The sequence below is a fragment of the Photobacterium sp. DNB22_13_2 genome (assembly GCF_052873915.1).
Genome location: NZ_JBNNXU010000004.1, coordinates 44,218 through 67,105 on the forward strand (window position 1 = coordinate 44,218; position 22,888 = coordinate 67,105).

Sequence of the window (22,888 nt, forward strand, 5' to 3'; positions counted from 1 at the left end):
TGAGTTCTAATAATGACTAGTTATTAACTTGCGTCGTAAACTTATAAGTTAATTTCCCAGCGTGAAAGAGGCTTAGCAGTATTAATTCCTTCCCTGCCCCAGCGGTCAATACTGTCGATGATCAGCACACGATCAGGATTAGGCAATTGAGCTTGCATCTTGTTGCTCAACTTACGTGATGTCAAAATCCACACGCTTGGGTCATCTTTTAGCGTTTCAAACAAGTGACGCTTTTCATCTTCCGTCCAATCGAATTCTGGTTTGGTATAACGCCCGACAACAAACAATTGATTTCCCGAAGCAAAATCTTCAAGCTCTTGAGAAAGCAGTATTACTGAATCCACCTCAGCATCAAACAAACGTGTTTGTTGGCTATTGATGAGTTTACGAATACTAATCATAAGCTGCTGCTGGTTAAGCGAGATAGTTTCTGCCTGTTCAGGCCAAAGGCGTTGCAAGTCTTGACTCACAATCGCAGCCATCCGCGTTAGGTTCGCTGGGTTAAGCCATAAATAGGGTGAAATAAGCCCATCGTCTAACCGGAGGGCTGCCACTCCCTGTGCCCTTGGCGAGATAGATTGTGAGGCATCAATTTCAACAATGTGGATATTACCTTGGCGTGCATGCACATATGTCGGGTCTTGTGGCCAAACAGCACCAATGGTAATGACTGTAGTAGCACTTTTCGCCGCCTCTATTGTAGTTTCAGCCCCTTTACTACTAAACCAATTCGGTAAACGCATCATGCCATATCGCTTGGGCGGCAAGTATTGGGTTTCTAACCCAGTATTTTTGGTTAACTCTGACGCCAGCATATAGGTCACCGGCGTTGCAGTAAGAATATCTTTGGCCTGAGTGACCGTGGGGAGTAACAGCACCGAGCAAAGCCCGACTAACCGAACGATCTGCTTCGCTTGTTTGTTCATATTAATACTCATTTGTTCTAACCCCTACGAACAATGCGGTAGCAAGTAGCTACAAGGAAGAAGAAAGCGGAAACAATGATAATCGCAGCACCCGAAGGTACCGGCATCTCTAATTCCATCGGTAAAATCGTACCAACTAAACAACTGACCGTCGCAAGAAAAGCAGATACGAGGACAAAGTCACCCATATTCTTAGTCATCAAGCGTGCAGTTGCACCTGGTATTAGCAACAATGCCCCCACAAGCACGGCACCAATTATTTTCACCGATGCAATCGTGACCAAGGTGATCATCATGACAAAGAGGTAATCGTAAAAATGGGTTGCATGACCACGAACTCTTGCAATATCAGGGCTAATACAAGTCAGTAGAATACGATTAAAGGTTGGGATCAATACCAATATAATCAGTAAGCAGCTAAGCCCAAGGATCAGGATATCTTGATCGGTTACCGTTAAAATAGAACCGAACAGAACATTCTCCAACATGTGGATATTTATCTTACGCGCGACATACATCAGCAATGCAGCACCCACCGCGAGAGCCAACGCCAAGAAAACACCCACTAAGGTATCGTAAGGGACATTGGTGCGGTTTCTGACAAAATGCAGTAATAACGCGAACACCATACAGAAACAGAACAATCCGATGATCGGGTTTTCCGGTGGCTCCCCCAACAATACACCTAGGGCAATACCGGTTAATGCCGCATGACCGACCGCCTCGGAGAAAAAGGCTAATCGCTTAGCAATAACCAGCGTCCCCAAACCACCAAGCAAAGGGCCTACCAGCAAAGCTGCCACTACCGCATTAACGAGAAAAGCATAAGAGAAGCTCTCGCTTAGCCAACCCGCTTCAACACCTTGCAATGCCAACTGGCGAATTGAATCCATCATGCCGCTTTACCTTGTTTGAACATGTCATAACTGGGTTGTGTTGAGTAATGATTAAAAAGCCTTTCTACTTTTTCTGGGGTCAAAACATCTTCCACCGTACCGCTATCAATCAATTGGCGATTAACAACATGAACCTTTGCCCCCAAGCGTCGTACCGCTGAGACATCATGATGCACGGCCAATAACGTTTTTCCTTCTGTAACCAGCTCTAAAATAAGTGATTCCAGATAACGAACCCCTTGTTCATCCATACCGGTTGTTGGCTCATCCAACACCAATAAATCTGGGCTATCTAACAAGGCCTGGGCAAACAGCACCCGCTGTTGCTCACCACCTGACAACTGTCCCATACGACGGTCTGCCCGCTCAGCCATGCCCACACGGTCCAGCTGCTCAAGCGCAAAGCCTCTTTGTTTTGAGAGATTGCGCCAGCGAGACCAAAACAACGGTGTGCGACTTTGGTTTAGCAGAATAAAATCCATAACGGTAAGCGGTAGACTTGATTCAAACACCGCTTTTTGCGGGACATAGCCCACTTTGCCATTTTTATCAGCCCAATGAATATTGATATCACCAGTAAAAGGTGTCAGGCCAAGAATTGAACGTAACAATGACGTCTTGCCGCCACCATTAGGCCCCATAACGACATGACACTGACCTGCAGCAAACTCATGGTTGATAGCATGAAGTATTTGATTTTCACCGTACTGCAAATTAACGTTTTGCAGTGAAATGCTTGGCCCAACCATTAGCTCACCTTTTTCTTCGCAACGAACTGCATGGCTTCGATCAAGGTATCGAGATTTTCTTTCATTTCCTTCTCTACCTTGCCTGCCTCATAAGGCCCATGCGTCATGTGTGAAAAGCGATATAGCTGAACACCTGTCGCTTTCTCAATGGTATCGACATAGCGATTAGGCATATTCAGCTCATAAAACAGCACGTCGATATCTGACTGACGGATCTTCGCGATCGTTTCCTGTAATTGGCTGGCGCTTGGCTCAACACCGTGGGCTGGCTCAATCACGGCGACGACATCAACACCAAAATCTTGTAACAGGTACCCGTAAGCGTTGTGAGTTGTCGCAACAACCATACCGCTGGTATCCAAGTCACCCAATTGAACCATTGCTTCATGCTTTAGCTTCCTAAAGGCAATAGAATATTTACGAGCATTGGCGCGATAAAAACGGGCATTTTCAGGGTCCAGTTTCGACAACTCATTCGCAATGGTATAAACCTTCTGGATCGTCGTTGAAAGTCCAACAAAGGTGTGAGGGTTCACCGCACCGTCACCCACTGATTGGCCCATTGCCGGCAGCAAAGGGACATCTTTATTCGCTTCTATCACAACCAAATCGCTACGGTTTGCAGCCGCAATGACTTTAAGCGCAAAGTCATCATGACCAATACCATTAACCACAATCACATCCATTTGCTTTAAACGGCGCAAGTCATTGGGTTGAGGTTGGTAATTATGCGGATTAAATCCAGCATCCACCAAAGGAACGATATTGGCCTTTTCGCCAACCACGGCTTTGACATAGCTGTAGTAAGGCTGCAGCGTGATACCAATATTTAATTTTTCTGTCGCAAAGGCATAAGTCGATGCTGTCAGCATCACGGCAGCGGTTAACAGCCCGTTGAGGGTATATTTTATTGTTTTCATTTTATTTCCAAATAGTCTGTCGGTATTAATGCGCATGATTCTTAATGCAAATGGTTCTGTGCTTTATCACCGAAAGAAACTTGAATCCAACCAGCGTCAGTCAGAGCCGAAGAAGAGAGAGTTGCCGGTTTCTCAAAAGTACTATTGTCAGATGCCAGGTAAAACCAAATCTCGGGTTCAACATGTTGGCTGATAAGGATCACGGGCTTAGACGTGTCTAGATGTAGTGGCACACCTAAGTACGCGCCAGTGGAAACATACTGCCAATGGTGGCGACCTTTATGTTCCCAGCTCTTGTCTTTAACAAAAGGGGGTAACCACAGTGATTCTACCGCCTCTATCGATGGCCAAAATTGGTCACCTGTTTGCTGAGAGGCTTGTTGAGATGACGCATCAAAACTGTCTTGATTATCTTGAAATAAGTTGCGAATTTCCTCATGGGCAAGACGCAGATCCGCAACCATCGCCAAATCTTCAGAAGACAAGTCCTTGACCGAGATCTGATGAGCAGCTAATTCCAACTTGGTACCGCCAGACTGGTGATGGGGCAATGCTAAGAAAGCCACGGCCAAGATCACAGCAATAGCCAGTGCCACCCATTTACCTTCCGTGCCACCGTCATCTGATTTTACTGCCTCAGTGATCATTTCTCTTCAATCTCAACAACATCAACTTCTACAGGACTTTCATGACCAGCATCAAACACCAAATAGAAGTCATCTTCAGGCATTGAGAACTCGACAATTGAGCGCTTATCTGTCATTACTCGCTCCATCAAATTGTCATCGTAATCAAACATCTCCACTGCATAATCAACCGCTTCGCTGCCATCGCTGTAACCCGCCTGACAAATCACTTTGTCGGCCTCCAGCCAACAACTCATCAATGGGAAATGAGCATGTGCTGTACTCGCATTAATGAATCCAGCCACTGCTACAGCACCCAGGAAAACGGATCTCGAGAAATTTTTCATTACAACCTCATCTCTAGAAACTGGCCTGCTTTATTTACAGGCCATCAATACTTGTCACAGCCTGTTTATTGCAAAACCGCTTCAAATGTCAGATGCACATTTACACTTGCACGATCAGCCAGTGCATTGTTTTCAAGATCACCTTTGTAGTTGGCCTTCATCAGCCAGCGACCAGCATGCTCAGGGACAAAGCTCACCATGCCTTGATCATCACTGACGACGTCTATTTGCTCTTGGTGGTTACGGTAAAGTGTGCCTTCACGTGTAATTTCAGCCGTCACACCCTGTTGTGGCTCACCATTAAAGAAAAACTGGAATGTCACCTCTTCACCTTCAACGATATCTGCAGGATGCGTTACCGGTACCAGCTCAAGGTACTTACCTTCTATTTCAAAGGCTCTTTTCGTTGGCTTACCCACTGTCACGTAGGTTTCAGCGCGGGTATAACTGATCTGGGTGATCACATCGCGTGATTTCTTAGGCAGTACTTCGTCACGTTCGGCTTTATGTGCTTTGACCCACTTCACCGTATCGCGACGACCGGCTTTATATTGGGTGTAGTAAGAAGGAACGTTATTCACACGTACCTTGTGCGTACCTTCTTCTTCAAAATAGAAGTCAAACACCGAGCGGCGCTTACCCTTGGTCACATACGAAGGGTACTGAATACGACCATCAGGCATCACGATCTGGCCCGTTTCACTGCCAGCCGGTTTGTCGAAAACGAATGTGCCGTGTGACGCTGTCACATCAAAAGTCAGCCAATCGCCACCTTCTTTAGAAACCGTAAAGTGTGAAGGTAAAATCCAACGAGGATGAGCATTAGCCGTAGCGCTTACAGCCATTCCAGCCAACAGCGCACAAGCCACTGTCGCCGCTTTAAATTGCGAACATTTAATCATTTTTTAATTCTCTGATAGCGTTTAATCTGATAGCGAAAAGTCGGTTATTTCACTGAGTACTGCAGGCGGATATCCCCGGTTTCTTCAGTCGGCTTTATGTGATGAATAAAGCTGGTGTCTGCCAATGTGATTTTTTGGCGTAAATAGTTGCGGCCACCATGCTCGCGAACAACCTCGACATAGAAGGTGTATTCACCCTGCTCTACTCGGTTGCCCGCATCATCCAGCCCGTCCCATACAAAACGGTATTCACCAGCAGGCCTTGTCGCCGACGTCACTGCATCAACCAATTCACGATCATAGCGGCCGACCTTACGCCACCAGCTTCGTAAATCCTTTAACCATTCATCTTTACCCACCCACAACTGCATAGTACGAACCGGCTTACGGCGACTATCTTCAATCCATACCGCAACATACGGACGCGCATACATCGCGGTGTCAATCTTAGGGAGTTGAAATTCAACATCCATTGATGCCGATTCAGGGATAGGTTTGGCGATAGCCGTAAATGCAATCGGTAACGCCAGAGTGAGACCGGCTAACGATTTAGCAAAAGCATTCATGGGTGTTCCTTGTCATAAAGCCTGTTAAGGCACAGCAAAAATAAAAATGAAAAGCGTGATAAAAGAGCCCAGAGCCATCCATTTCATTGATGTATTCAAAGTTTTCTTTTTTGGAAGCAATAAGCAAACACCAGTCAGTACAAAAAAGACCATCAATAAAGCAGTGATATCGATAAACCATTTCCAGACTTCACCACTGTTTCTGCCTTTGTGAAGATCATTTAAAACAGCAATCACGCCATAATGATTTTTTTCGATCTCCGCTTCTTTATTCAGCAGATCGATAAAGACTGTTGCGTTATAACCCGGTCCTTTATAATCAAGTGCAATTTCGCCTTCGATTAACTCGCCATCTTCAACCTCGGTAAAGACTTCCATCGCAGATGGTGTCCCGGACATATCTACCCTCGCCTTCAAGTAAGCCAATAAGTCAGCCTCAACGGGAACAAATGCCTCAGGGCTTTTAAACAGCGAATCGGGTAACGATAAGGTAAGCGTCTCTACGCTCGGCTGACTTTTCACAAACAACTCAGGGCGATTGAGCGTGATGCCTGTTATCGAGAAAAAGAGCACAACAAGCAACAGAGCCATAGACACATAGATATGTAATCGCCGAGCCCAAAGTTGAACCGCTTTACTTTTGAGTAGCATGATCAATTCAATGTATAGTGACTATCTTATGCCGCATAACATAATTGATAATCGTTTTCATTGGCATTAAATTTACATTGTTTACGAATGTAAGGATGGAGTGGAACGTACTGTTGAGGCTAGGAACCCATAAAGGCGGAATTTATGTGTTATAGAAGGGTAAACAAAGGCCTGTTTAGTAGCCCGCGGCCTAAGTTTCTGGAGTAGAAATAAGAAGCTAACTTAGAGTGTGAAAATCGAATTTACAGTAATAACTGTCAGCATATTACTGGACATATGCGTTTTTGCTAATTTATCAATCGATGAATTACCTGAGATATGGAAACTAGCCTATCTTTGTATAGAGGAGCCCAACTGATTTAATTGTATTAACTTAACGTTACAACTACGCTGATACCAATCCCCCTCAACGAATATCTAGACAATGACCGCCCAAAAGAATCAAGTTCTCGCCCTTTCATCTGCCATTTTACTCGCTACGGGGTGTTCACCAGAACCGGACATGCCATCTAGTAGTAACATCATTGATTACCGTGGTTCAGCAAGCATTACTCAAGGCATTGCTAAAACTGTAGAGACGAATCTTTTTGAGTGTGAAAATGGACGTAGCCGAGTTGCTGGTATTGGTGAAATTACAGATATAGAAGGAAAGGTTTGGACTGTTCCTGCTAAAAACAACTTTGCTACTGCACCGAAAGCCGTCGACTTATATGAGGAGTGTGCAAACATCACTCCCCAAAGTCTTGGTGATGTAAATGAGGACTCTGTACCTGTCGTCGTTATAGATCCTGACGGTGAAGAAATCACGGGCTATATTTTTGCTGACAATTACTTTGAGCTATACATCAATGGTACCCTTGTAGCCGTAGATACCGTACCGTTTACACCATTTAATTCTAGTATCGTGAAGTTTAAAGTTAAGAAGCCTTATACTATTGCAGTAAAAGCGATTGATTGGGAAGAGAACTTAGGCTTGGGTACTGAAGATAATCGTGGAAAGGCTTATCACCCAGGAGACGGTGGTTTTATTGCTAGCTTTAGTGATGGGACAGTCACAAACTCAGACTGGCAAGCTCAAGTGTTCTATACCTCACCAATTTATGATCTGACTTGTCTTAGTGAAAATGAAGGGCGGCGTCTATCTGAAACTTGTACCACTGAAGGTACTGATGATGGCCAGAATGCTTACGCTGCTCATTGGGAAACCCCAAGCAATTGGATGGGACAAAAGTTTGATTCTACATCTTGGCCTCAAGCAACGTTATACTCAGAAGATGAGATTGGCGTAGAAAATAAAAATGCCTACATGAACTTCATTGAAAAATTCAGTGGCGCGGGCGCGAGTTTTATTTGGTCATCAAATGTCGTATTAGATAACAAAGTTCTACTGAGGTACGAGGTTAAATAAACCTCTTGTGTTGTTCTATCTACCTTTAATTTAACGCAGTCATGCTTTCTAAATCTAGAAGGCATGACTAGGTTGCCTGATACCAAGCTTTGGGCACAAACGGTTTAGCCGGTAGAGATTAGTACCATTATTTGCCATTTTTCTTCTTATCTTTCTTTTTCATCCCAGGAGATTTCCTTTCGAGCCACGTCAAAATACGTTTTGAATACAACGTAAAGATTCCGGCGCCCAGAATAACCAAAGGCAAGATCACGTTATCCCATGACAATGTCGAAACCTGCTCTGCAGCCAAGATTGCAGATGTAACACCACCACTCATATTGCCTCCATGAAAAAGTAAATATTTACTCAGAGTGTACTCGGTAAAAAATAAGTTCAAAGATAAATAAGATGTGGTACTGAAACATGTTTAGGGGAAAACCTTTTATAGTTACAGTGTTGAGTGATGATATTTATCCCAAAGAATAAGCGGCATTTGCCTTTGAGAGTCTGGCTATTCCCCCCCCTAGTCTCACTGGCTGAGTTAAAGATCCGTCAATCCATTAGATCGTGAAAACTTGGTTCTGCTTAAACTGTCCCCAGATTTTGTTGATAACAGCTAAGAACCCACGTGTTGCAAGTCGGTATAACTTTCAAACTTTGACCTGAATGTGGATAACAGTTATTGCTTTGATAAGCTATGTTTGACTGAAGAAAGGGGTGATAACTTATGATTTATCGAATATTGGCAGATCTTGTCGTAATACTTCACCTTTTATTTATCATCTTCGCGTTGTTCGGAGGCTCGCTGGCTCTATGGCGTGGCTATATGGTGATTGTCCATATTCCTGCAGCGCTATGGGTAGCGGTGATCAGTTTCAAAGGCTGGATCTGCCCTTTAACGCCATTGGAAAACCAACTGAGGCTAGCGGCAGGTGGTGAAGGTTATCCGGGAGGATTTGTCGAGCACTATATCATTCCTGTTATTTATCCTGTTGGTTTACGCTTTGATATCCAGGTTTTACTGGGTATTGCGGCTATGGGAATCAATTTAGTTATTTATGCACTCGTCTATTATTGGAGTAAACGCAGGCAAGACAGGTAGCGAACATGAACAGTATATTGGTTACCTTCGTGGTGATATATGCCCTTTTTGCGCTTACTTTTTGTTCCCTACAACGCCAGTTTCTGTACTTTCCCCAGCCTGCCAGTGATGTTTACGGCGAGATGAATACCAGCTTCGCTGTTGATGGTGCCCAGCTTTTTGGTTGGGTGCTCAATGAAGGACAACCTAAGGCGTTAATCTACTATGGCGGGAACGCAGAAAGTATCGAAGCCAATATTCCATTCTTCAAGTCAGTAATCCCGAATTATACCGTCTATCTTATCCCTTACCGAGGTTATGGTAATAATGTAGGTACACCTACCGAGATGGTTTTATATAGCGATGCTGTACAGATATTTCAGTCGGTTAAAACTAAACATGATTCATTATCCTTGATGGGCAGAAGCCTTGGCTCTGGTATTGCCACATACGTTGCGGCTAATCAGCAAGTGGACAAACTTATCTTAGTGACGCCATTTGATAGCATTGAAAATGTCGCTAAAGATATCTATTGGATGTTCCCCGTTTCCTGGATGATCAAAGACAGATTCCGATCTTCGGATAGAGTAAAAGATATTTCGGCTCAAACCTATATCTTCATAGCAGAAGAAGATCGCGTGATCCCACGAGAAAGAACCGACCAACTAATCGCTGAATTTGGCGATCAGCTGATAGAGGTATTTGTCATTACCGGTGCCGACCACAATACTATTTCGCAATTTCCTTCCTATGTATCAGGGCTAAAACGTGTATTGGATTAACTCTTGATGCAGGCTTTATTGATTAAGTCATTTTTCCTTTTTTGTTTATAAAGCGATCCCCATACCAAGTTAATACATTACCTAAACAAAGCAATTGACCCAAACCCATTCAAATGCAAAATAACGCCATCAATCCCGATTGAAAAATCTCTAATAATGATTCTATTAATCAGATGGTTAGTAGAATAGTTGTCATTAACTAGAAGAAAAATACGATGAAGAAATTACTCCTTACTTTGCTATTGCCGATGGTGGCATACGCTTCAGAACCACCCACACCCGAATCCATTACTTTAGCCCAAGTCAGCAATATTCAGGCTAACCAAACTTATACTTACGTTCGCTGCTGGTACCGCCCTCATTATAATCATGACGACCCTGCCACTACCTGGGAGTGGGCGCTAGATAAAAACGGTGACTACTTCACCCTTGACGGATACTGGTGGTCATCGGTTTCATTTAAAAACATGTTCTATACCGATACTAGCCAGGAGAAAATCACCGAGCGCTGTAAGGCGACGCTGGGCGTGGAACATGAAACGGCCGATATGAGCTACTATGCGGCAGATAACCGCGCGTCTTTTAACCACTCTATTTGGACCAACGATTCAGTTTTCCAGCCGGATACTATCAATAAAATGGTTGCCTTTGGTGATAGCCTCTCTGATACCGGCAACATGTTTAACGCTTCACAATGGCTGTTCCCTAACCGCAACTCGTGGTTTTTAGGCCGTTTCTCCAATGGACTGGTATGGACAGAATACTTGGCACGTGACAAAAATATCCCTCTTTATAACTGGGCAGTAGGTGGCGCTGCAGGTACTAATCAATACGTGGCCCTGACTGGTGTGACTGAGCAGGTAACCTCTTACCTGACCTATATGAAAATGGCTAAAAACTATCGGCCAGAGCGTACCCTGTTTACTCTAGAGTTTGGCCTGAATGACTTTATGAACTATGACCGTGAAGTCTCAGAGGTGAAGGCAGACTTTAGCAGCGCACTTATTCGGCTGACAGATGCTGGCGCGCAAAATATCATGCTATTTACCCTACCGGATGCGACCAAGGCACCACAATTTAAGTACTCAACCCAAGATGAGATTGAGAAAGTCCGCGCAAAGATTGAACTATTTAATGTCTATATCCGCGAGCAAGCTCAGTACTATCAGGATACAGGGATCAATATCGCCCTTGTGGATGCCGCGCAGATGTTTAATGACCTGACCACAGAACCCAAAGCACATGGATTTGAAAACGCCAAAGACGCGTGCCTGAACATCAATCGCAGTAACGCGATGGATTATCTTTACAGCCATAGCCTAACCAATGACTGTGCCTATCACAGTTCTGACAAGTATGTATTCTGGGGCGTCACCCATCCAACGACTGCGACGCATAAGTATATCGCTGACAAGATCCTGGCTGGAGTGATGAATCAGTACGACTTCTAGCCTTACGATACCCGGCCGAGACCGGGTATATTGTCCATAGTTACTCTTCGCTTGATGGAAATCACTTGCAGAGAATAGAGAGTGATGTAATTTGTCTTACTTGACTCAAATCTTTTGCCAACAACACGGTCAACTATGCCAAGTAAAGATATCAAATTTATTGCCGTCGATATGGACGGTACTCTGCTCGATCACAATAGCCAACTACCAGAAGACTTCTATTCGGTTTACCAGCAATTAGAGCAGCGCGATATCATTTTCGCCGCCGCATCGGGTCGTCAGTATTACAGCTTAATGGAGACATTCGCACCGATTCGTGATCGTATGATGTTTATCGCCGAAAATGGCACCATGGTGATGCACCAAGGCAAAGAATTGTATCGTTGTGAAATCGACTCTCCCTCTATTGAAGCGATTATTAAGCAGGCACGAGCAATCGACGGGGCAAGTATCGTCTTGTGTGGTACGCAGTCGGCTTACATTGAAACCCAAGACCCACTGGCGCTGAAAGAGTTCGCTAAATACTACCATCGTTGCCAATATGTCGACGACCTATTAGCTGTCGAAGATGAGTTTATTAAAGTCGCCATTTGTCATTTTGATGGCACAGAGGCGCATGTGTTCCCGAGTTTCGATCGTGAGTTTGGTGAAAGCCATCAAGTGGTAGTAAGCGCTAAAATCTGGCTTGATGTGATGAATGCCCAAGCTTCTAAGGGGGCGGCAATTGAACACTTGCAGAACACTCTTGGATTTAGCCATGAGCAGACGATGAGTTTTGGTGATTACCTCAATGATTTGGAAATGCTCAAAGCGAGCTATCACTCATACGCCATGGACAACGCCCACCCTAAGGTTAAACAAACCGCGCGTTTTTCAGCGCCTAGTCATCGTGATGCTGGCGTAATGACAGTGATCAAACGTGAGTTACTCGATTAAGCCTGATAAAGCCGAGCGGTAAGCTGGCAGGATCTTGAAGTGAGATCCCGGCGCTATGACTGAAAGCTTAATGAGATTTAAACGCTCCCAAATTGGGGGCGTTTTACCTAGAACTGTCCAGACTTTAATTGAAAACTTAGCAAAACACCCTCTAGATTCTCCATCCAACTCAATCACCTTCTGTGACTTATCTCTCACATCTGTTTTTTGTTCAATATATCTGTATAATCCGCCAGCTATTAATTCGTGCTTTCATTTCTGTTGATTTGGCATATCTGACTAAGCAATTAGTTCATCTTATACCTAGGAATACTTCTTTGATCTCAACCGCTAACATCACCATGCAATTCGGCGCCGAGCCTTTATTTGAAAACATTTCTGCTAAGTTCGGTAACGGTAACCGTTACGGCTTAATCGGAGCCAATGGATGTGGTAAATCAACGTTCATGAAAATACTGAGTGGCGCACTAACACCAAGCTCTGGCAATGTCTCTATTACACCGGGACTAAAACTTGGCGTACTGAGCCAGGACCAGTTTGCTTTCGAACAGCACAACGTTATCGACGTAGTTATTATGGGTGACCGTAAGCTATGGGAGATTAAAAAAGAACGCGACCGTATTTACTCACTACCAGAGGTGAGTGAAGAAGATGGCATGAAAGTCGCTGAACTTGAAAGTGAATTCGCAGAAATGGACGGCTATACAGCAGAAAGCCGTGCTGGCGACATTTTGCTTCAAGCGGGTATCGAAGAAGAATTCCATTTCGGCCTCATGCAGCAAGTCGCTCCAGGTTGGAAGCTTCGTGTGTTACTTGCACAAGCACTTTTTGCCAATCCTGATATCTTGTTGTTAGATGAGCCAACCAACAACTTGGATATTCATACGATCAACTGGCTTGCTGAAGAGCTAAATCAACGTAAGTGTACAATGATCATCATTTCGCATGACCGACACTTCTTGAACTCAGTATGTACCCACATGGCAGACATCGACTACGGTGAATTGCGTATTTACCCTGGTAACTACGAATACTTCCTTGAGGCCTCAGGTTTGATCCGCGAACAATTGCTTGCAGGAAATGCTAAAAAGGCGGCTGAGATTAGCGAACTTCAAGATTTCGTTAACCGCTTTGGTGCCAATGCATCTAAAGCTAAACAAGCAAGTTCTCGTGCGAAGAAGCTGGATAAAATCAAGCTAGATGAAGTTAAATCGTCAAGCCGTATTAGCCCGTCTATTGATTTTGGTGAAGGTAAGAAGTTGCACCGCCAAGCACTTGAGCTACAAGATTTAGGTCACGCTTTTGATGATGAACTACTGTTCGAAAAGGGTAATTTACTTCTAGAAGCGGGAACTCGTTTAGCGGTAATAGGTGAAAATGGCGTGGGTAAGACAACATTCCTTCGCTGCCTAGTCAACGAGTTAGAACAAAACCACGGCATTGTTAAGTGGTCTGAAAATGCTTCTATCGGTTACTGTCCTCAGGATAGTACAGCTGATTTCGATAACGATTTAAGTATCTTCGATTGGATTTCACAGTGGCGTACAACGAAACATGATGACTTGATGGTACGTGGTATTTTAGGTCGCCTTCTATTCACTGCTGATGACGCCAACAAAAAAGCAAAGAATTGTTCTGGTGGTGAAAAGAACCGCTTACTGTTTGGTAAGTTAATGATGCAAGACGTCAATGTTCTGGTAATGGATGAACCAACGAACCACATGGATATGGAAGCCATTGAAGCGCTAAACAACGCTTTGAAAAAATATGAAGGTACACTAATTTTTGTCAGCCATGACCGCGAGTTTGTATCATCTCTTGCAACATCAATTATTGATGTGAAAGACAAGAAACTTGTCAACTTCCAAGGCACGTATGATGAGTACCTTGCACATCAACAGAAAATGTTAAGCGTCGCATAAAGCATTACGGCTTAGAAATAAACGGCCTCGTTATTGAGGCCGTTTACTATTGATGTTGTGACTACTGAGAACTTGATGCTCAGCTATCACTTAAGCAGTCTTCACATCCTGCTCAGGCACCTGCACGATAGACTCGCTAAGCAAACCCGCATAAATACCGTTATGCGCAATTAGCTCTTGATGATTACCCCGCTCTACGATTTCACCTTGTTCTAGCACTAAAATCATATCCGAATGGCGAACTGTACTCAGGCGGTGTGCAATGGCGATAACGGTTTTCTCTTTAAACAGTCGCTGCATCGCTTTTTGGATCAGATCCTCTGTAATGGAGTCAACAGAACTTGTGGCTTCATCCAGCATCATTACCTGACCGCCCTGTGCAACCGCACGTGCAAACGAAATTAGCTGAGTCTGGCCTACAGAAAGGTTCGAGCCGTTTTTATCCAAACGGAAATCATAGCTTTGAGGAAGTTGTTCAATGAACTTATCAGCAAAAACATAGCGTGATGCCTGCTCGACCTGTTCACGAGTGATAACCTCCTTACCCAGAGCGATATTGAACTCTATACTCTCTTCAAACAGGTAAACGTCCTGCATCATCAATGAAAATAGATGGGCTGAGTCCTCAATCGAAATTTCAGAAAGCTCTATCCCATTTAAAAGGATACTTCCTTCATAACCTTGATATGTTTTTGAGAGCAGACGCAAAATGGTCGACTTGCCTGATCCGGTTGAGCCCACCAGCGCAATCTGATGGCCCTTGTCCAAAGTAAAGGACACATTGTTCAGTACGTAGGGAGAATCCTCTTTATAGCGGAAGCTGACGTTCTTAAATTCAAGGCTGACAAATTCACTAAGCTGCTCTTTCACCTTGTGACTAGGCTGTAGTTGACGCCCTTCTTCTTCCATAGGCTCGACAAAGAGTTCTTCAATATGGTCGAAAGCAGCAAAGGAGCTTTGGATGGAAGCAATCTGCGAGGTAAAGTCCCGGATAGGCACAAAGACTTTTTCCAGCGTATTAATAAACGCGATCAAAACCCCCAAGGTTAAGGCGTTTTGCATCACCTGACCAGAACCATACCAGATCATCAACGCGATAGTGACTGAGGTAACGCCGGAAATAAAGGCAAACAAAATAGCATCATATTTATTTGCTTTCATTTGAGCTTTTAAAAACTCGTCAGTATAGCCTTTGTACTTAGCTTCAACTTCCTCTTCTGCGCGATACAATTGGACTGTTTTTACGCCAATTAACACTTCCTGCAAGAAACCAATACCCCGCGCTAATGCCGAGCGTGTGATTTGATACGTTGCCCGAAGACGGTTTCGAACATACCGAGTGAGAAACATCACGGGCGGCATGATGACCAAGACAATGAGCGTCAGTTGCCAATCGATAAATAACATCATCACCAGCAGTGCTATGGTATTAATGGAGTCTTTAACCAACCCAACAATGGATTGAACGAAGGATTCACCAATAGTTTCCAAGTCACTCGTCAAGCGAGAAAGTGTTACCCCGGTCGGCGTATTGTCAAAATAGCTACGTGGCAATTTCAACACGCGCTCAAACAGCACCGTTCGCATATCCGTTATGGTGTGCTGACCGGTTTTTCGGAGTTGGTACGAATAGGTGGTATCCACCACATAGCTGACAACAAGCACGATAAGCAAATAGAAAATGTGAAGCAGCAATCCATCCATATTTCCCTGAGTAAGGTGAGTATCAATCACCTTTATAATCAACCAAGGGAACAACAGGCTAGTGATCACTGTCAGCGGCAGCATGGCAATACCAAGTAACGCAGACCTTCTGTACTTTTTAGCAAATTTAAAAAAGTGCTTTAAGTATTTAACATCAACACCTTTCAACATGCTTGAGTCTCCGTTTCATTTTGCTGCAATTGCCATGTTTCGTAATAGTAAGGACACGTTTGGAGTAACGTGGCATGGGTACCTTTGGCAATAATCTTACCTTCATGGAGTACGATAATTTCATCCATATACTCAAGCGCATTGACACGGTGTGATACCACAAGTACAGATTGTGTGCTCACCTGGCCAAACAGACCTTCTAGGATCTTACGTTCGGTTTCGTAATCAACAGCTGAAAGCACATTATCCATAATGATCAGGTCACTGGGTTGAAGCAGTGCGCGAGCAATACTTAAACGTTGTTTCTGACCACCGGACAGCATAATTCCTTTTTCACCAACAAGCGTCTGATCACCGTCTTTAAAACGTGTCACATCACTGGCCAGTTGACTCAGTTCAAGCACCTCATCGACTTGCTGTTTCGTAATATCTGCATCACGGCTACCAAAGCGAATATTCTCTTCCACCGTTGCCGAGAATAGATAAGGATCCTGAGTCACAGTTTTTACGAATCGACGTAAATCACTACGCGAAAAAGTTGTTATGTCTTTATCGCCAAGGAGTACGGAATGTGCCGGCACATCAAGGTGGTGGTTAAGGCAATTAACGAGTGTTGTCTTACCTGCACCAATACTGCCCAATACGCCAACTTTTTTACCAGGCGAAATATCGAAGCTAATGTTGTCCAGTATTAGACGGTCTTCATCCGGATAGCTAAAGCTCAGGTTTTGCACCGAGAGAGTTTTGCCTTTCAAGCTATCAACTTCTGATTGAGAAAGTTGCATCGCATCCTGTTCTGGGATTTCAGCATTCAGAATGGTCTGTGCACTGGTTATACCGACCATACCGCGCTGGTAAATGGTGGCAATTCGACCAAGCTGCATGAGTGGCATAGCAAGCAAAACCGAATAGGTAAGAAAAGCAGTAATCTCACCAAGCGTGAGCTGTTGCTGCATCAGCATGTAACCACCTAAACCAAGGATCAGCACTTTCATCAAGTCATTGGCATAATCCAGAACAGGCATAAAAAACACCTGAATACGGGTGATCTTCATTCGACAATGAAGTAATTGCTGATTGAGCTTTTCTATTTCCGTTTTCACCCAAGGCGACATCTGCTGGCTTTTAATCAAATCGATACCGGTTAAGTAACTCATTAATTGCGCTGAAAGAGTCTGTAATCGATGCATATGATCCATATGGAGTGCTTTCATACGCTTAAAGCCGATACGAAAAATAACAAACGCAATCGCAATCGGTATCACCGAATACATCGTCAATTCTGGCGAAATACGCCACATCCAGAGAGGTGTTAACGACAGTGCTAATAACGCATTGAAAAATTGCAGAAAACCCACACCAAATAGCAGCCTTACGCCACTTATGTCATTATTCATGATGGAAATGAGCCTTCCAGAGGCGAATCGGTCATGAAAGCTATTAGGCCGTCGGTTAAGCTTTTTCAGAAGAATATTCTTGAGCGCTGCCTCTGTGATACGACCAGGATTAAGTGCATAAATACGCGATAAAATACGGACCATGACCATAGACACTGCCATGATCACCACAATTCCAACGTAGGTTTTAAGCTGTTGCTGGTCGGCGACGGATGCGCCATCAATCAAATCAATCGCTAGCTGAATATAACGTGGTATTTCTACTTGAAGCCAGTTAACAAGAAAAATGAACACGATCGCAAGCAGATACGACTTACGATTCATACGCAGAAAATGCGCGAAAAACTGTTTTTTAGTCATGTGACTCTGTCTGTCGGGGAGGTTCAATGCCGTAATGTTCTATGCAAGCTTTAACAATACAGTGGCGAGGGTCATCGATTTCTTCTAGTGCGTCCAGTAGCCATTCCGGTAGGCGTACAGGCCGTGTTTTCACACCGGGTTTACGACCACAGCCGGGCCTTGACCCACCTCTGCTTCCGCACTGGTGTTTGTTAGTGTTTTCTTTCAAGGTAAGTCCAGGGTCTATGTCAGTTTGATAAGTGTACACTTATCAAACTAAAATTACATCCGGCACGTTAATTAAAGATAAGACGCACTAACCCTCAGCATAACAATAGGTATTGGTGTCAGGTATTAACTTTAGGTAACGACGCCAAGTATCGATTTATAACTTTCATCGATACCTGCAGTATAATTTGTTTTCCTATCGGTGTTACTGGCCTTATCCTGCGCAACCTTTATGCTTTCAGGTAAATGCCAGTGACAACAACGTCCTCCAATGCTTTATACACCGACCTATCAGGCTACTATGACTTGATGTGTGCTGATATCGACTATCAGGCGCAAAGTACCTATGTACGTCGGTTGCACCAGTTATTCGGCAATGAAGGCAAACGTCACCTTGACTTGGCATGTGGAACCGGGCCTCACATTCGCCACTTAGTTGACAATGGTTATCAGAGCCAAGGGTTAGATCTCAATCAGCCAATGCTTGACCAGGCCAAACTACGCTGCCCTGAAGCAAGCTTTATCCAACAAGACATGTGTGGCTTTACCGTCGAGTCCAAACTCGATTTAATCACCTGTTTTCTCTATTCTATCCACTACAGTGGCGACATTGAGAAACTGAAAGCCTGTATTGCCAGTGCCCACTCTGCACTGCGTGATGGCGGCATGTTTTGCTTTAATGTGGTTGAGAAGAACATGATCGATAACCGCTTGTTCGTTCGCCATAGCGCACAGCACAACGGTGAAGACTTTGTCTTTGCTTCTGGCTGGCATTACCCTGGTGACGGGGAACGTCAATCGCTCAAGCTGAGCATCGAGAAACACAACGGTGATGAAACCCTTCAGTGGAAGGATGAACATCCGATGGTTGCGGTTAGTTTCGAGCAAATGCGTCAATTGCTGTCACCGTATTTTGACGTATACATGTTCGACCACGACTACGAAAAAATCGTCCCACTTAGCAACACATCAGGTAATGCTTTCTTCGTCTGTGTAAAACGAGGGAATAGTGAGCTTGCAGGACAGGAACTGGCAGCATAACCTCTCTTATAGGTTATTCAGGCCGCAGTGATAGACGAACTTCCTGCGGCTTTCCTTTTAATTATTACTGGAAGGCTTCACTCAAATGCCTCAATCAAGTAATTATCGACAACATACGACCATAAATGGCCATGATTGTAGAAAACATCGTGCCCTGACACATTCTTTCCTAGCTGATAAAACTTGAAGTCGACTTGCCCACCCGCCTGCTCGTAAGCGGTGACGAAGCTTTCAATAGTGGTATCTGAATAATATGGGTCGTTATGACCATAAATAAACAGTGTCGGTGTTTTCAGTTTCTGGGCTACATCTTCAAATATTTCGATATTTTGCGACTGGGAATCTATGTTACAAACATCCCCCACCCAACCACCTGAAAAATTGATAACACCCGAAAATGCATCTGGATGCTCTGATGCATACACCAAAGAAAGGATCCCGCCCCGAGAATTACCCGATAGCAGCATCCTTTCTTTATCGACCCATGATTGCTGCATTAGGTAGTCATACGTTGCGTCTAAAGATTGCACCGCATAGTCCACCCCCAGTTTAATCCCTTCACGATCGCACGTATATAATTCGCTATAGCTACCCTCTGACTTACCACGCCCCCTTCTCATCGGAATGATCAGCGCAATATTCTTGCTTACCAAGTACTCGCCAAAGCCCCAAGGGTTAATAGTGTAGCCGATGGGAATAACGTTCGGCCCCGTTGAACCATGATTAAAAATAACAGTAGGGAAAGGCCCCTTACCCTCGGGTTTATAAACGGTCGCTTCAAGATTGATGCTGTTCTTACCAAACAATCCATTATCGGCCATAGGGATCTTAATACTTTCAATATAATCATTAGCGAATGAACCGGTTGTTACGCAAAGCGTGATGCACCCTAAAGCTAGACGATTGTTCATTACATACTCCAAACTAATAGTTGCTTATATGATAAACACAGCAATACCTAAACAGTTTGTGAGCATGCAGGCACATTTTCACACTGAGACAACAGCATTATGCTCTTGATCTAATTATCCAAATTTAACCAACGCACGCCAAAGCAGTTGCAATTGTGCCTGCACGTCAATATCAAGAATCGCATTTAGCTGCGACGTAGTCAGATTTATCAAAATCTCCATGATAGATATGTAGACTAATCAGTAATCTACCATGGAAATAAGCTTCAACGAGAAACGTCTACGGCAGGTCAATTTTGATAAGATCGCCATCGTTCACTTCGAAGTGCAGCGAAACTGTTCCTTGCTGCTGAGTTTGCTTTATTATTTTCACTTCCCGGTTCGGAAAACGATTAGTTACAACCATCTTAAGTTCTGATACGAGCTTTTGTTTGTCATCGACTGACAGGTTTACTCCAAGAGACATGCAACCCCCTAACATCATTAATTCTCTTAGATATAAACGACCAGATAAAAAGTAACTTAACCGACTACTGATTTTTCACTAGCAGTCAAGGCTCATATCAAACCAGTCACACAACCTTAATAAATAGGCTCCTGATTTCAGGAGCCTACATTCAATCAAAATTCATAAAAGTGATTAAGAGTTAACTAGCGGCTAGCATGTTGCGTCCGCAGCACTACATACCTTCTTCTGCACGGTGTTTGGTGCTGGGTCGTAATGGCTCAACACCATGCTAAAGCTTCCCTCACCTCCGGTCATTGCTCTTAATCGCTGTGAATAATCCAGAAGCTCATTTTGTGGAATTCTTGCCTGTAGCGAAGTAAAGTTATTTTCCTCAGACTGAGTACCTAAGATCACACCACGATTAGCGGCTAAATCACCGCTAATGTCCCCCACCGAGTCGGTTGGGATCTGCAGTTTAAGTTCAACAATTGGTTCAAGTACGATAGGACTGGCGTTATTTACAGCATCTAAAAAGGCTTTCTTGCCCGCAATGACAAACGCAATTTCTTTTGAGTCAACAGAATGATATTTGCCGTCATAGACGGTAACTTCAATGTCATGGATTGGGTTACGTGAAATTGCGCCTTCTTCAACCGCTTGGCGGATACCTTTTTCGACCGCTGGAATCAAAGACGTCGGTATTGCCCCGCCCACCACTTTATTGATGAAAACAAAACCTTCCCCGCGATCTAAGGGTCTTACTTTCAATTGCACTTCACCAAACTGTCCAGCACCACCACTTTGCTTTTTATGACGGTAATGCCCTTCAGCCTGTTGGGTGATAGTCTCAAAGTATTCAATACTTGGCTGCTCGGTATTTACATTGAGTTTATAAACTGAAGCCATTTTCTCGAGGGCAATTTTTAAATGAAATTCACCTTGTCCGCTTAGTACAGTTTCATTAGTACGCGTACGATGCTCAAGTCGCAAGGAAGGGTCTTCAGCGGCTATTTTATGGAGGACTTCCGATAGTTTCTGCTCATCTCCCCTTTTGGTTGTTTGAATAGCCAAACTGTACATAGGCGAAGGGAAATCTAGCGTTTTCATCATGACATTATCTTCATCATGCGAGTCATGAACCACTGAATCAAAATTCAAATCATCAACCTTGGCCAATACACAGAAGTCACCAGCGCGTGCATTTGCGATCTCAATGCGTTTCTTACCTTGTAACTGGTACAAATGGCCTACTTTGAACGCTTTACTGTTCTCACCAATATAAAGCTGAGAGCCCGCATTGATTTCACCCTGGAACACTCTTATATAAGCCAACTTACCCAGATAAGGGTCAACACTGACTTTGTATACATGGGCAACGGTATGATCGAGCTTTTCGCAATCAACCCGGATTTGCTGATTGTTTTTCTCCAGCATTGGCGGGTTACCTTCCGATGGCATAGGCATGATTTCAGCGAGGGTTTGCAGGAGTAATGAAATGCCTTGCCCTGTCTCTGCGGAAACAAAACAAATCGGGATCACATGCCCTGTACGTAAGGCTTCCTCAAAGGGGTCGTGTAATTGCTTAGCTGTTAATGATGAACCCTGCTCTAAATACAACTCCATGAGTTTCTCATCGACTTCAATAACCTGATCGATAAGTTGCTCATGTGCTGACTCCACGCTATCCCAAAGTGTAGAAGCTTCATAGTCTGGAGAAAAATAACAATCAACAATCGATTTTCCATCATCAGAAGGCAAGTTTATAGGCAGACATTCTTGGCCAAAATGCGATTGGATCTCATAGAGAATCTGCGGGATTTTATCAGGATTGAGATCAACTTTATTAATAATGATCATTTGGCATTTCTTCTGCAACTTCGCAAAAGAATACAGTTTTTCTGATACTTGATTTAACGGTGTATTTGCATCAAAGACTAAAGCCGTTGTTTCTACCGCTGGATAGATACTCAAAGTGCGACCCAATAGCTCAGGCAAACCGGGAGTATCAATAACATTCATGCGGTGTTTGCGCCAACACAAAGCAGCAGGAGTGGCTTCGATACTGTGTTGATAGTGAATAGATTGGTCATCAAAATCAGTGACAGTGTCACCCTCCTTGACATGACCTAAATGTGTGGAGCATTCTGATTCAAATAGCAGGCGTTCTATCAAGGTTGTTTTACCAACCCCGCTTTGCCCCACTATTGCAATATTGCGAATTTCATTCATCGACATATCAGCCTCCGAAATTGAGAAAGACAAACGCTATTTATCTGCATGTATGGCGGTTTCCCGCCTTGTCGTCTTCCAGGTCAATTTTCGGATGGGTACGTCCATAAGCACAAGCCCAAATCGCCGTAAGGATAATATTAAGAATAACCAAACTACATTATTTCATCGTCTTGAGTAGCTTGCGCTCATTCGCGTTATTTTAATGTGAGTTATTTCATATCAGCGGGAACCGTCTGGTTTTTGTTACAAAAAAAGGCCACTTTTGTGACATT

Annotated in this window: 22 protein-coding genes; 7 read left to right on the plus strand and 15 right to left on the minus strand. The window is 43.9% G+C overall.

Features of this window, described 5'->3' with window-relative positions:
• Positions 1-41 precede the first annotated feature (41 nt).
• The 9 genes from ACVA58_RS07655 to ACVA58_RS07695 form a co-directional block, all read right to left on the minus strand.
• The gene (locus ACVA58_RS07655) at positions 42-926 is read right to left on the minus strand and encodes an ABC transporter substrate-binding protein (protein WP_446509850.1); all 885 of its coding nucleotides are present in this window, start codon (positions 924-926) and stop codon (positions 42-44) included.
• A gap of 17 nt (positions 927-943) precedes the next feature.
• Positions 944-1,819, minus strand: a complete 876-nt coding sequence (locus tag ACVA58_RS07660; RefSeq protein WP_428651689.1) for a metal ABC transporter permease — start codon at positions 1,817-1,819, stop codon at positions 944-946.
• Positions 1,819-2,571, minus strand: a complete 753-nt coding sequence (locus ACVA58_RS07665; protein WP_446509851.1) for a metal ABC transporter ATP-binding protein — start codon at positions 2,569-2,571, stop codon at positions 1,819-1,821. Before ACVA58_RS07665 ends, ACVA58_RS07660 begins: the two co-directional genes overlap by 1 nt.
• Positions 2,571-3,491: a metal ABC transporter solute-binding protein, Zn/Mn family gene (locus ACVA58_RS07670; RefSeq protein ID WP_446509852.1), complete on the minus strand. Its 921-nt coding sequence runs from the start codon at positions 3,489-3,491 to the stop codon at positions 2,571-2,573. Before ACVA58_RS07670 ends, ACVA58_RS07665 begins: the two co-directional genes overlap by 1 nt.
• Before the next feature lie 41 nt (positions 3,492-3,532).
• Positions 3,533-4,138 carry a DUF6162 family protein gene (locus ACVA58_RS07675; protein WP_446509853.1) on the minus strand — a complete coding sequence of 202 codons (606 nt, stop codon included), beginning with the start codon at positions 4,136-4,138 and terminating at the stop codon, positions 3,533-3,535.
• Entirely contained in the window at positions 4,135-4,464 is a 330-nt protein-coding gene (locus ACVA58_RS07680; protein WP_428647546.1) for a hypothetical protein, read from the minus strand. The genes ACVA58_RS07675 and ACVA58_RS07680 overlap by 4 nt, the downstream gene beginning before the upstream one ends.
• A 65-nt stretch (positions 4,465-4,529) precedes the next feature.
• Positions 4,530-5,366, minus strand: coding sequence for a DUF4198 domain-containing protein (locus tag ACVA58_RS07685; RefSeq protein WP_446509854.1), 837 nt, complete (start codon positions 5,364-5,366; stop codon positions 4,530-4,532).
• Between the two features lie 44 nt (positions 5,367-5,410).
• Positions 5,411-5,932 carry a DUF2271 domain-containing protein gene (locus ACVA58_RS07690; protein ID WP_446509855.1) on the minus strand — a complete coding sequence of 174 codons (522 nt, stop codon included), beginning with the start codon at positions 5,930-5,932 and terminating at the stop codon, positions 5,411-5,413.
• Positions 5,933-5,956: 24 nt separating this feature from the next.
• Positions 5,957-6,583 (minus strand): PepSY-associated TM helix domain-containing protein, encoded by a 627-nt coding sequence (locus ACVA58_RS07695; protein ID WP_446509856.1) that lies wholly within the window; start codon positions 6,581-6,583, stop codon positions 5,957-5,959.
• A 424-nt stretch (positions 6,584-7,007) separates the two neighbouring features.
• Between ACVA58_RS07695 and ACVA58_RS07700 the strand changes: the two genes are divergently transcribed.
• The gene (locus ACVA58_RS07700; RefSeq protein WP_446509857.1) at positions 7,008-7,991 is read left to right on the plus strand and encodes a hypothetical protein; all 984 of its coding nucleotides are present in this window, start codon (positions 7,008-7,010) and stop codon (positions 7,989-7,991) included.
• A 127-nt stretch (positions 7,992-8,118) separates the two neighbouring features.
• Here the strand turns inward: ACVA58_RS07700 and ACVA58_RS07705 are convergent, their stop codons facing one another.
• A complete protein-coding gene (locus tag ACVA58_RS07705) occupies positions 8,119-8,310 on the minus strand; it encodes a hypothetical protein (protein WP_446509858.1) in 192 nt (63 codons plus the stop codon).
• Between the two features lie 390 nt (positions 8,311-8,700).
• Here ACVA58_RS07705 and ACVA58_RS07710 point away from each other — a divergent pair, with 390 nt between their 5' ends.
• The 5 genes from ACVA58_RS07710 to ACVA58_RS07730 all read left to right on the plus strand — a co-directional run bounded on the left by ACVA58_RS07710 (position 8,701) and on the right by ACVA58_RS07730 (position 14,145).
• Complete coding sequence (locus tag ACVA58_RS07710) at positions 8,701-9,075, plus strand: DUF2784 domain-containing protein (protein WP_446509859.1); 375 nt, start codon at positions 8,701-8,703, stop codon at positions 9,073-9,075.
• 5 nt (positions 9,076-9,080) lie between these two features.
• Positions 9,081-9,836: an alpha/beta hydrolase gene (locus tag ACVA58_RS07715; protein ID WP_446509860.1), complete on the plus strand. Its 756-nt coding sequence runs from the start codon at positions 9,081-9,083 to the stop codon at positions 9,834-9,836.
• A 215-nt stretch (positions 9,837-10,051) separates the two neighbouring features.
• On the plus strand, positions 10,052-11,287 hold the full coding sequence (locus ACVA58_RS07720; protein WP_446509861.1) for an SGNH/GDSL hydrolase family protein: 1,236 nt from the start codon (positions 10,052-10,054) through the stop codon (positions 11,285-11,287).
• A gap of 135 nt (positions 11,288-11,422) precedes the next feature.
• Positions 11,423-12,223, plus strand: a complete 801-nt coding sequence (locus ACVA58_RS07725; protein ID WP_446509862.1) for a Cof-type HAD-IIB family hydrolase — start codon at positions 11,423-11,425, stop codon at positions 12,221-12,223.
• A 317-nt stretch (positions 12,224-12,540) separates the two neighbouring features.
• Positions 12,541-14,145: an ABC-F family ATPase gene (locus ACVA58_RS07730; protein ID WP_446509863.1), complete on the plus strand. Its 1,605-nt coding sequence runs from the start codon at positions 12,541-12,543 to the stop codon at positions 14,143-14,145.
• A 90-nt stretch (positions 14,146-14,235) separates the two neighbouring features.
• On the opposite strand, the gene ACVA58_RS07735 is transcribed toward ACVA58_RS07730, so the two are convergent.
• Together ACVA58_RS07735 and ACVA58_RS07740 are read right to left on the minus strand one after the other, a co-directional pair.
• Complete coding sequence (locus tag ACVA58_RS07735) at positions 14,236-16,020, minus strand: ABC transporter ATP-binding protein (RefSeq protein WP_446509864.1); 1,785 nt, start codon at positions 16,018-16,020, stop codon at positions 14,236-14,238.
• Positions 16,014-17,777: an ABC transporter ATP-binding protein gene (locus ACVA58_RS07740; protein ID WP_446509865.1), complete on the minus strand. Its 1,764-nt coding sequence runs from the start codon at positions 17,775-17,777 to the stop codon at positions 16,014-16,016. Before ACVA58_RS07740 ends, ACVA58_RS07735 begins: the two co-directional genes overlap by 7 nt.
• Before the next feature lie 459 nt (positions 17,778-18,236).
• Between ACVA58_RS07740 and ACVA58_RS07745 the strand changes: the two genes are divergently transcribed.
• Positions 18,237-19,025, plus strand: a complete 789-nt coding sequence (locus tag ACVA58_RS07745) for a class I SAM-dependent DNA methyltransferase (RefSeq protein WP_446509866.1) — start codon at positions 18,237-18,239, stop codon at positions 19,023-19,025.
• A gap of 77 nt (positions 19,026-19,102) precedes the next feature.
• Here ACVA58_RS07745 and ACVA58_RS07750 read toward each other — a convergent pair whose 3' ends face one another.
• The 3 genes from ACVA58_RS07750 to fusA all read right to left on the minus strand — a co-directional run bounded on the left by ACVA58_RS07750 (position 19,103) and on the right by fusA (position 22,619).
• Positions 19,103-19,936, minus strand: coding sequence for a dienelactone hydrolase family protein (locus ACVA58_RS07750; protein WP_446509867.1), 834 nt, complete (start codon positions 19,934-19,936; stop codon positions 19,103-19,105).
• Between the two features lie 280 nt (positions 19,937-20,216).
• Positions 20,217-20,402 (minus strand): hypothetical protein, encoded by a 186-nt coding sequence (locus ACVA58_RS07755; protein ID WP_133638210.1) that lies wholly within the window; start codon positions 20,400-20,402, stop codon positions 20,217-20,219.
• A gap of 192 nt (positions 20,403-20,594) precedes the next feature.
• Positions 20,595-22,619, minus strand: coding sequence for an elongation factor G (gene fusA / locus ACVA58_RS07760; protein WP_446509868.1), 2,025 nt, complete (start codon positions 22,617-22,619; stop codon positions 20,595-20,597).
• Positions 22,620-22,888 lie beyond the last annotated feature (269 nt).

Bases quoted from the DNA above. Each gene is read 5' to 3' on its own strand.
- ACVA58_RS07655 (WP_446509850.1), bottom strand. From the start codon at position 926: ATGAACAAACAAGCGAAGCAGATCGTTCGGTTAGTCGGGCTTTGCTCG.
- ACVA58_RS07660 (WP_428651689.1), bottom strand. From the start codon at position 1,819: ATGGATTCAATTCGCCAGTTGGCATTGCAAGGTGTTGAAGCGGGTTGG.
- ACVA58_RS07665 (WP_446509851.1), bottom strand. From the start codon at position 2,571: ATGGTTGGGCCAAGCATTTCACTGCAAAACGTTAATTTGCAGTACGGT.
- ACVA58_RS07670 (WP_446509852.1), bottom strand. From the start codon at position 3,491: ATGAAAACAATAAAATATACCCTCAACGGGCTGTTAACCGCTGCCGTG.
- ACVA58_RS07675 (WP_446509853.1), bottom strand. From the start codon at position 4,138: ATGATCACTGAGGCAGTAAAATCAGATGACGGTGGCACGGAAGGTAAA.
- ACVA58_RS07680 (WP_428647546.1), bottom strand. From the start codon at position 4,464: ATGAAAAATTTCTCGAGATCCGTTTTCCTGGGTGCTGTAGCAGTGGCT.
- ACVA58_RS07685 (WP_446509854.1), bottom strand. From the start codon at position 5,366: ATGATTAAATGTTCGCAATTTAAAGCGGCGACAGTGGCTTGTGCGCTG.
- ACVA58_RS07690 (WP_446509855.1), bottom strand. From the start codon at position 5,932: ATGAATGCTTTTGCTAAATCGTTAGCCGGTCTCACTCTGGCGTTACCG.
- ACVA58_RS07695 (WP_446509856.1), bottom strand. From the start codon at position 6,583: ATGCTACTCAAAAGTAAAGCGGTTCAACTTTGGGCTCGGCGATTACAT.
- ACVA58_RS07700 (WP_446509857.1), top strand. From the start codon at position 7,008: ATGACCGCCCAAAAGAATCAAGTTCTCGCCCTTTCATCTGCCATTTTA.
- ACVA58_RS07705 (WP_446509858.1), bottom strand. From the start codon at position 8,310: ATGAGTGGTGGTGTTACATCTGCAATCTTGGCTGCAGAGCAGGTTTCG.
- ACVA58_RS07710 (WP_446509859.1), top strand. From the start codon at position 8,701: ATGATTTATCGAATATTGGCAGATCTTGTCGTAATACTTCACCTTTTA.
- ACVA58_RS07715 (WP_446509860.1), top strand. From the start codon at position 9,081: ATGAACAGTATATTGGTTACCTTCGTGGTGATATATGCCCTTTTTGCG.
- ACVA58_RS07720 (WP_446509861.1), top strand. From the start codon at position 10,052: ATGAAGAAATTACTCCTTACTTTGCTATTGCCGATGGTGGCATACGCT.
- ACVA58_RS07725 (WP_446509862.1), top strand. From the start codon at position 11,423: ATGCCAAGTAAAGATATCAAATTTATTGCCGTCGATATGGACGGTACT.
- ACVA58_RS07735 (WP_446509864.1), bottom strand. From the start codon at position 16,020: ATGTTGAAAGGTGTTGATGTTAAATACTTAAAGCACTTTTTTAAATTT.
- ACVA58_RS07740 (WP_446509865.1), bottom strand. From the start codon at position 17,777: ATGACTAAAAAACAGTTTTTCGCGCATTTTCTGCGTATGAATCGTAAG.
- ACVA58_RS07750 (WP_446509867.1), bottom strand. From the start codon at position 19,936: ATGAACAATCGTCTAGCTTTAGGGTGCATCACGCTTTGCGTAACAACC.
- ACVA58_RS07755 (WP_133638210.1), bottom strand. From the start codon at position 20,402: ATGTCTCTTGGAGTAAACCTGTCAGTCGATGACAAACAAAAGCTCGTA.
- fusA (WP_446509868.1), bottom strand. From the start codon at position 22,619: ATGTCGATGAATGAAATTCGCAATATTGCAATAGTGGGGCAAAGCGGG.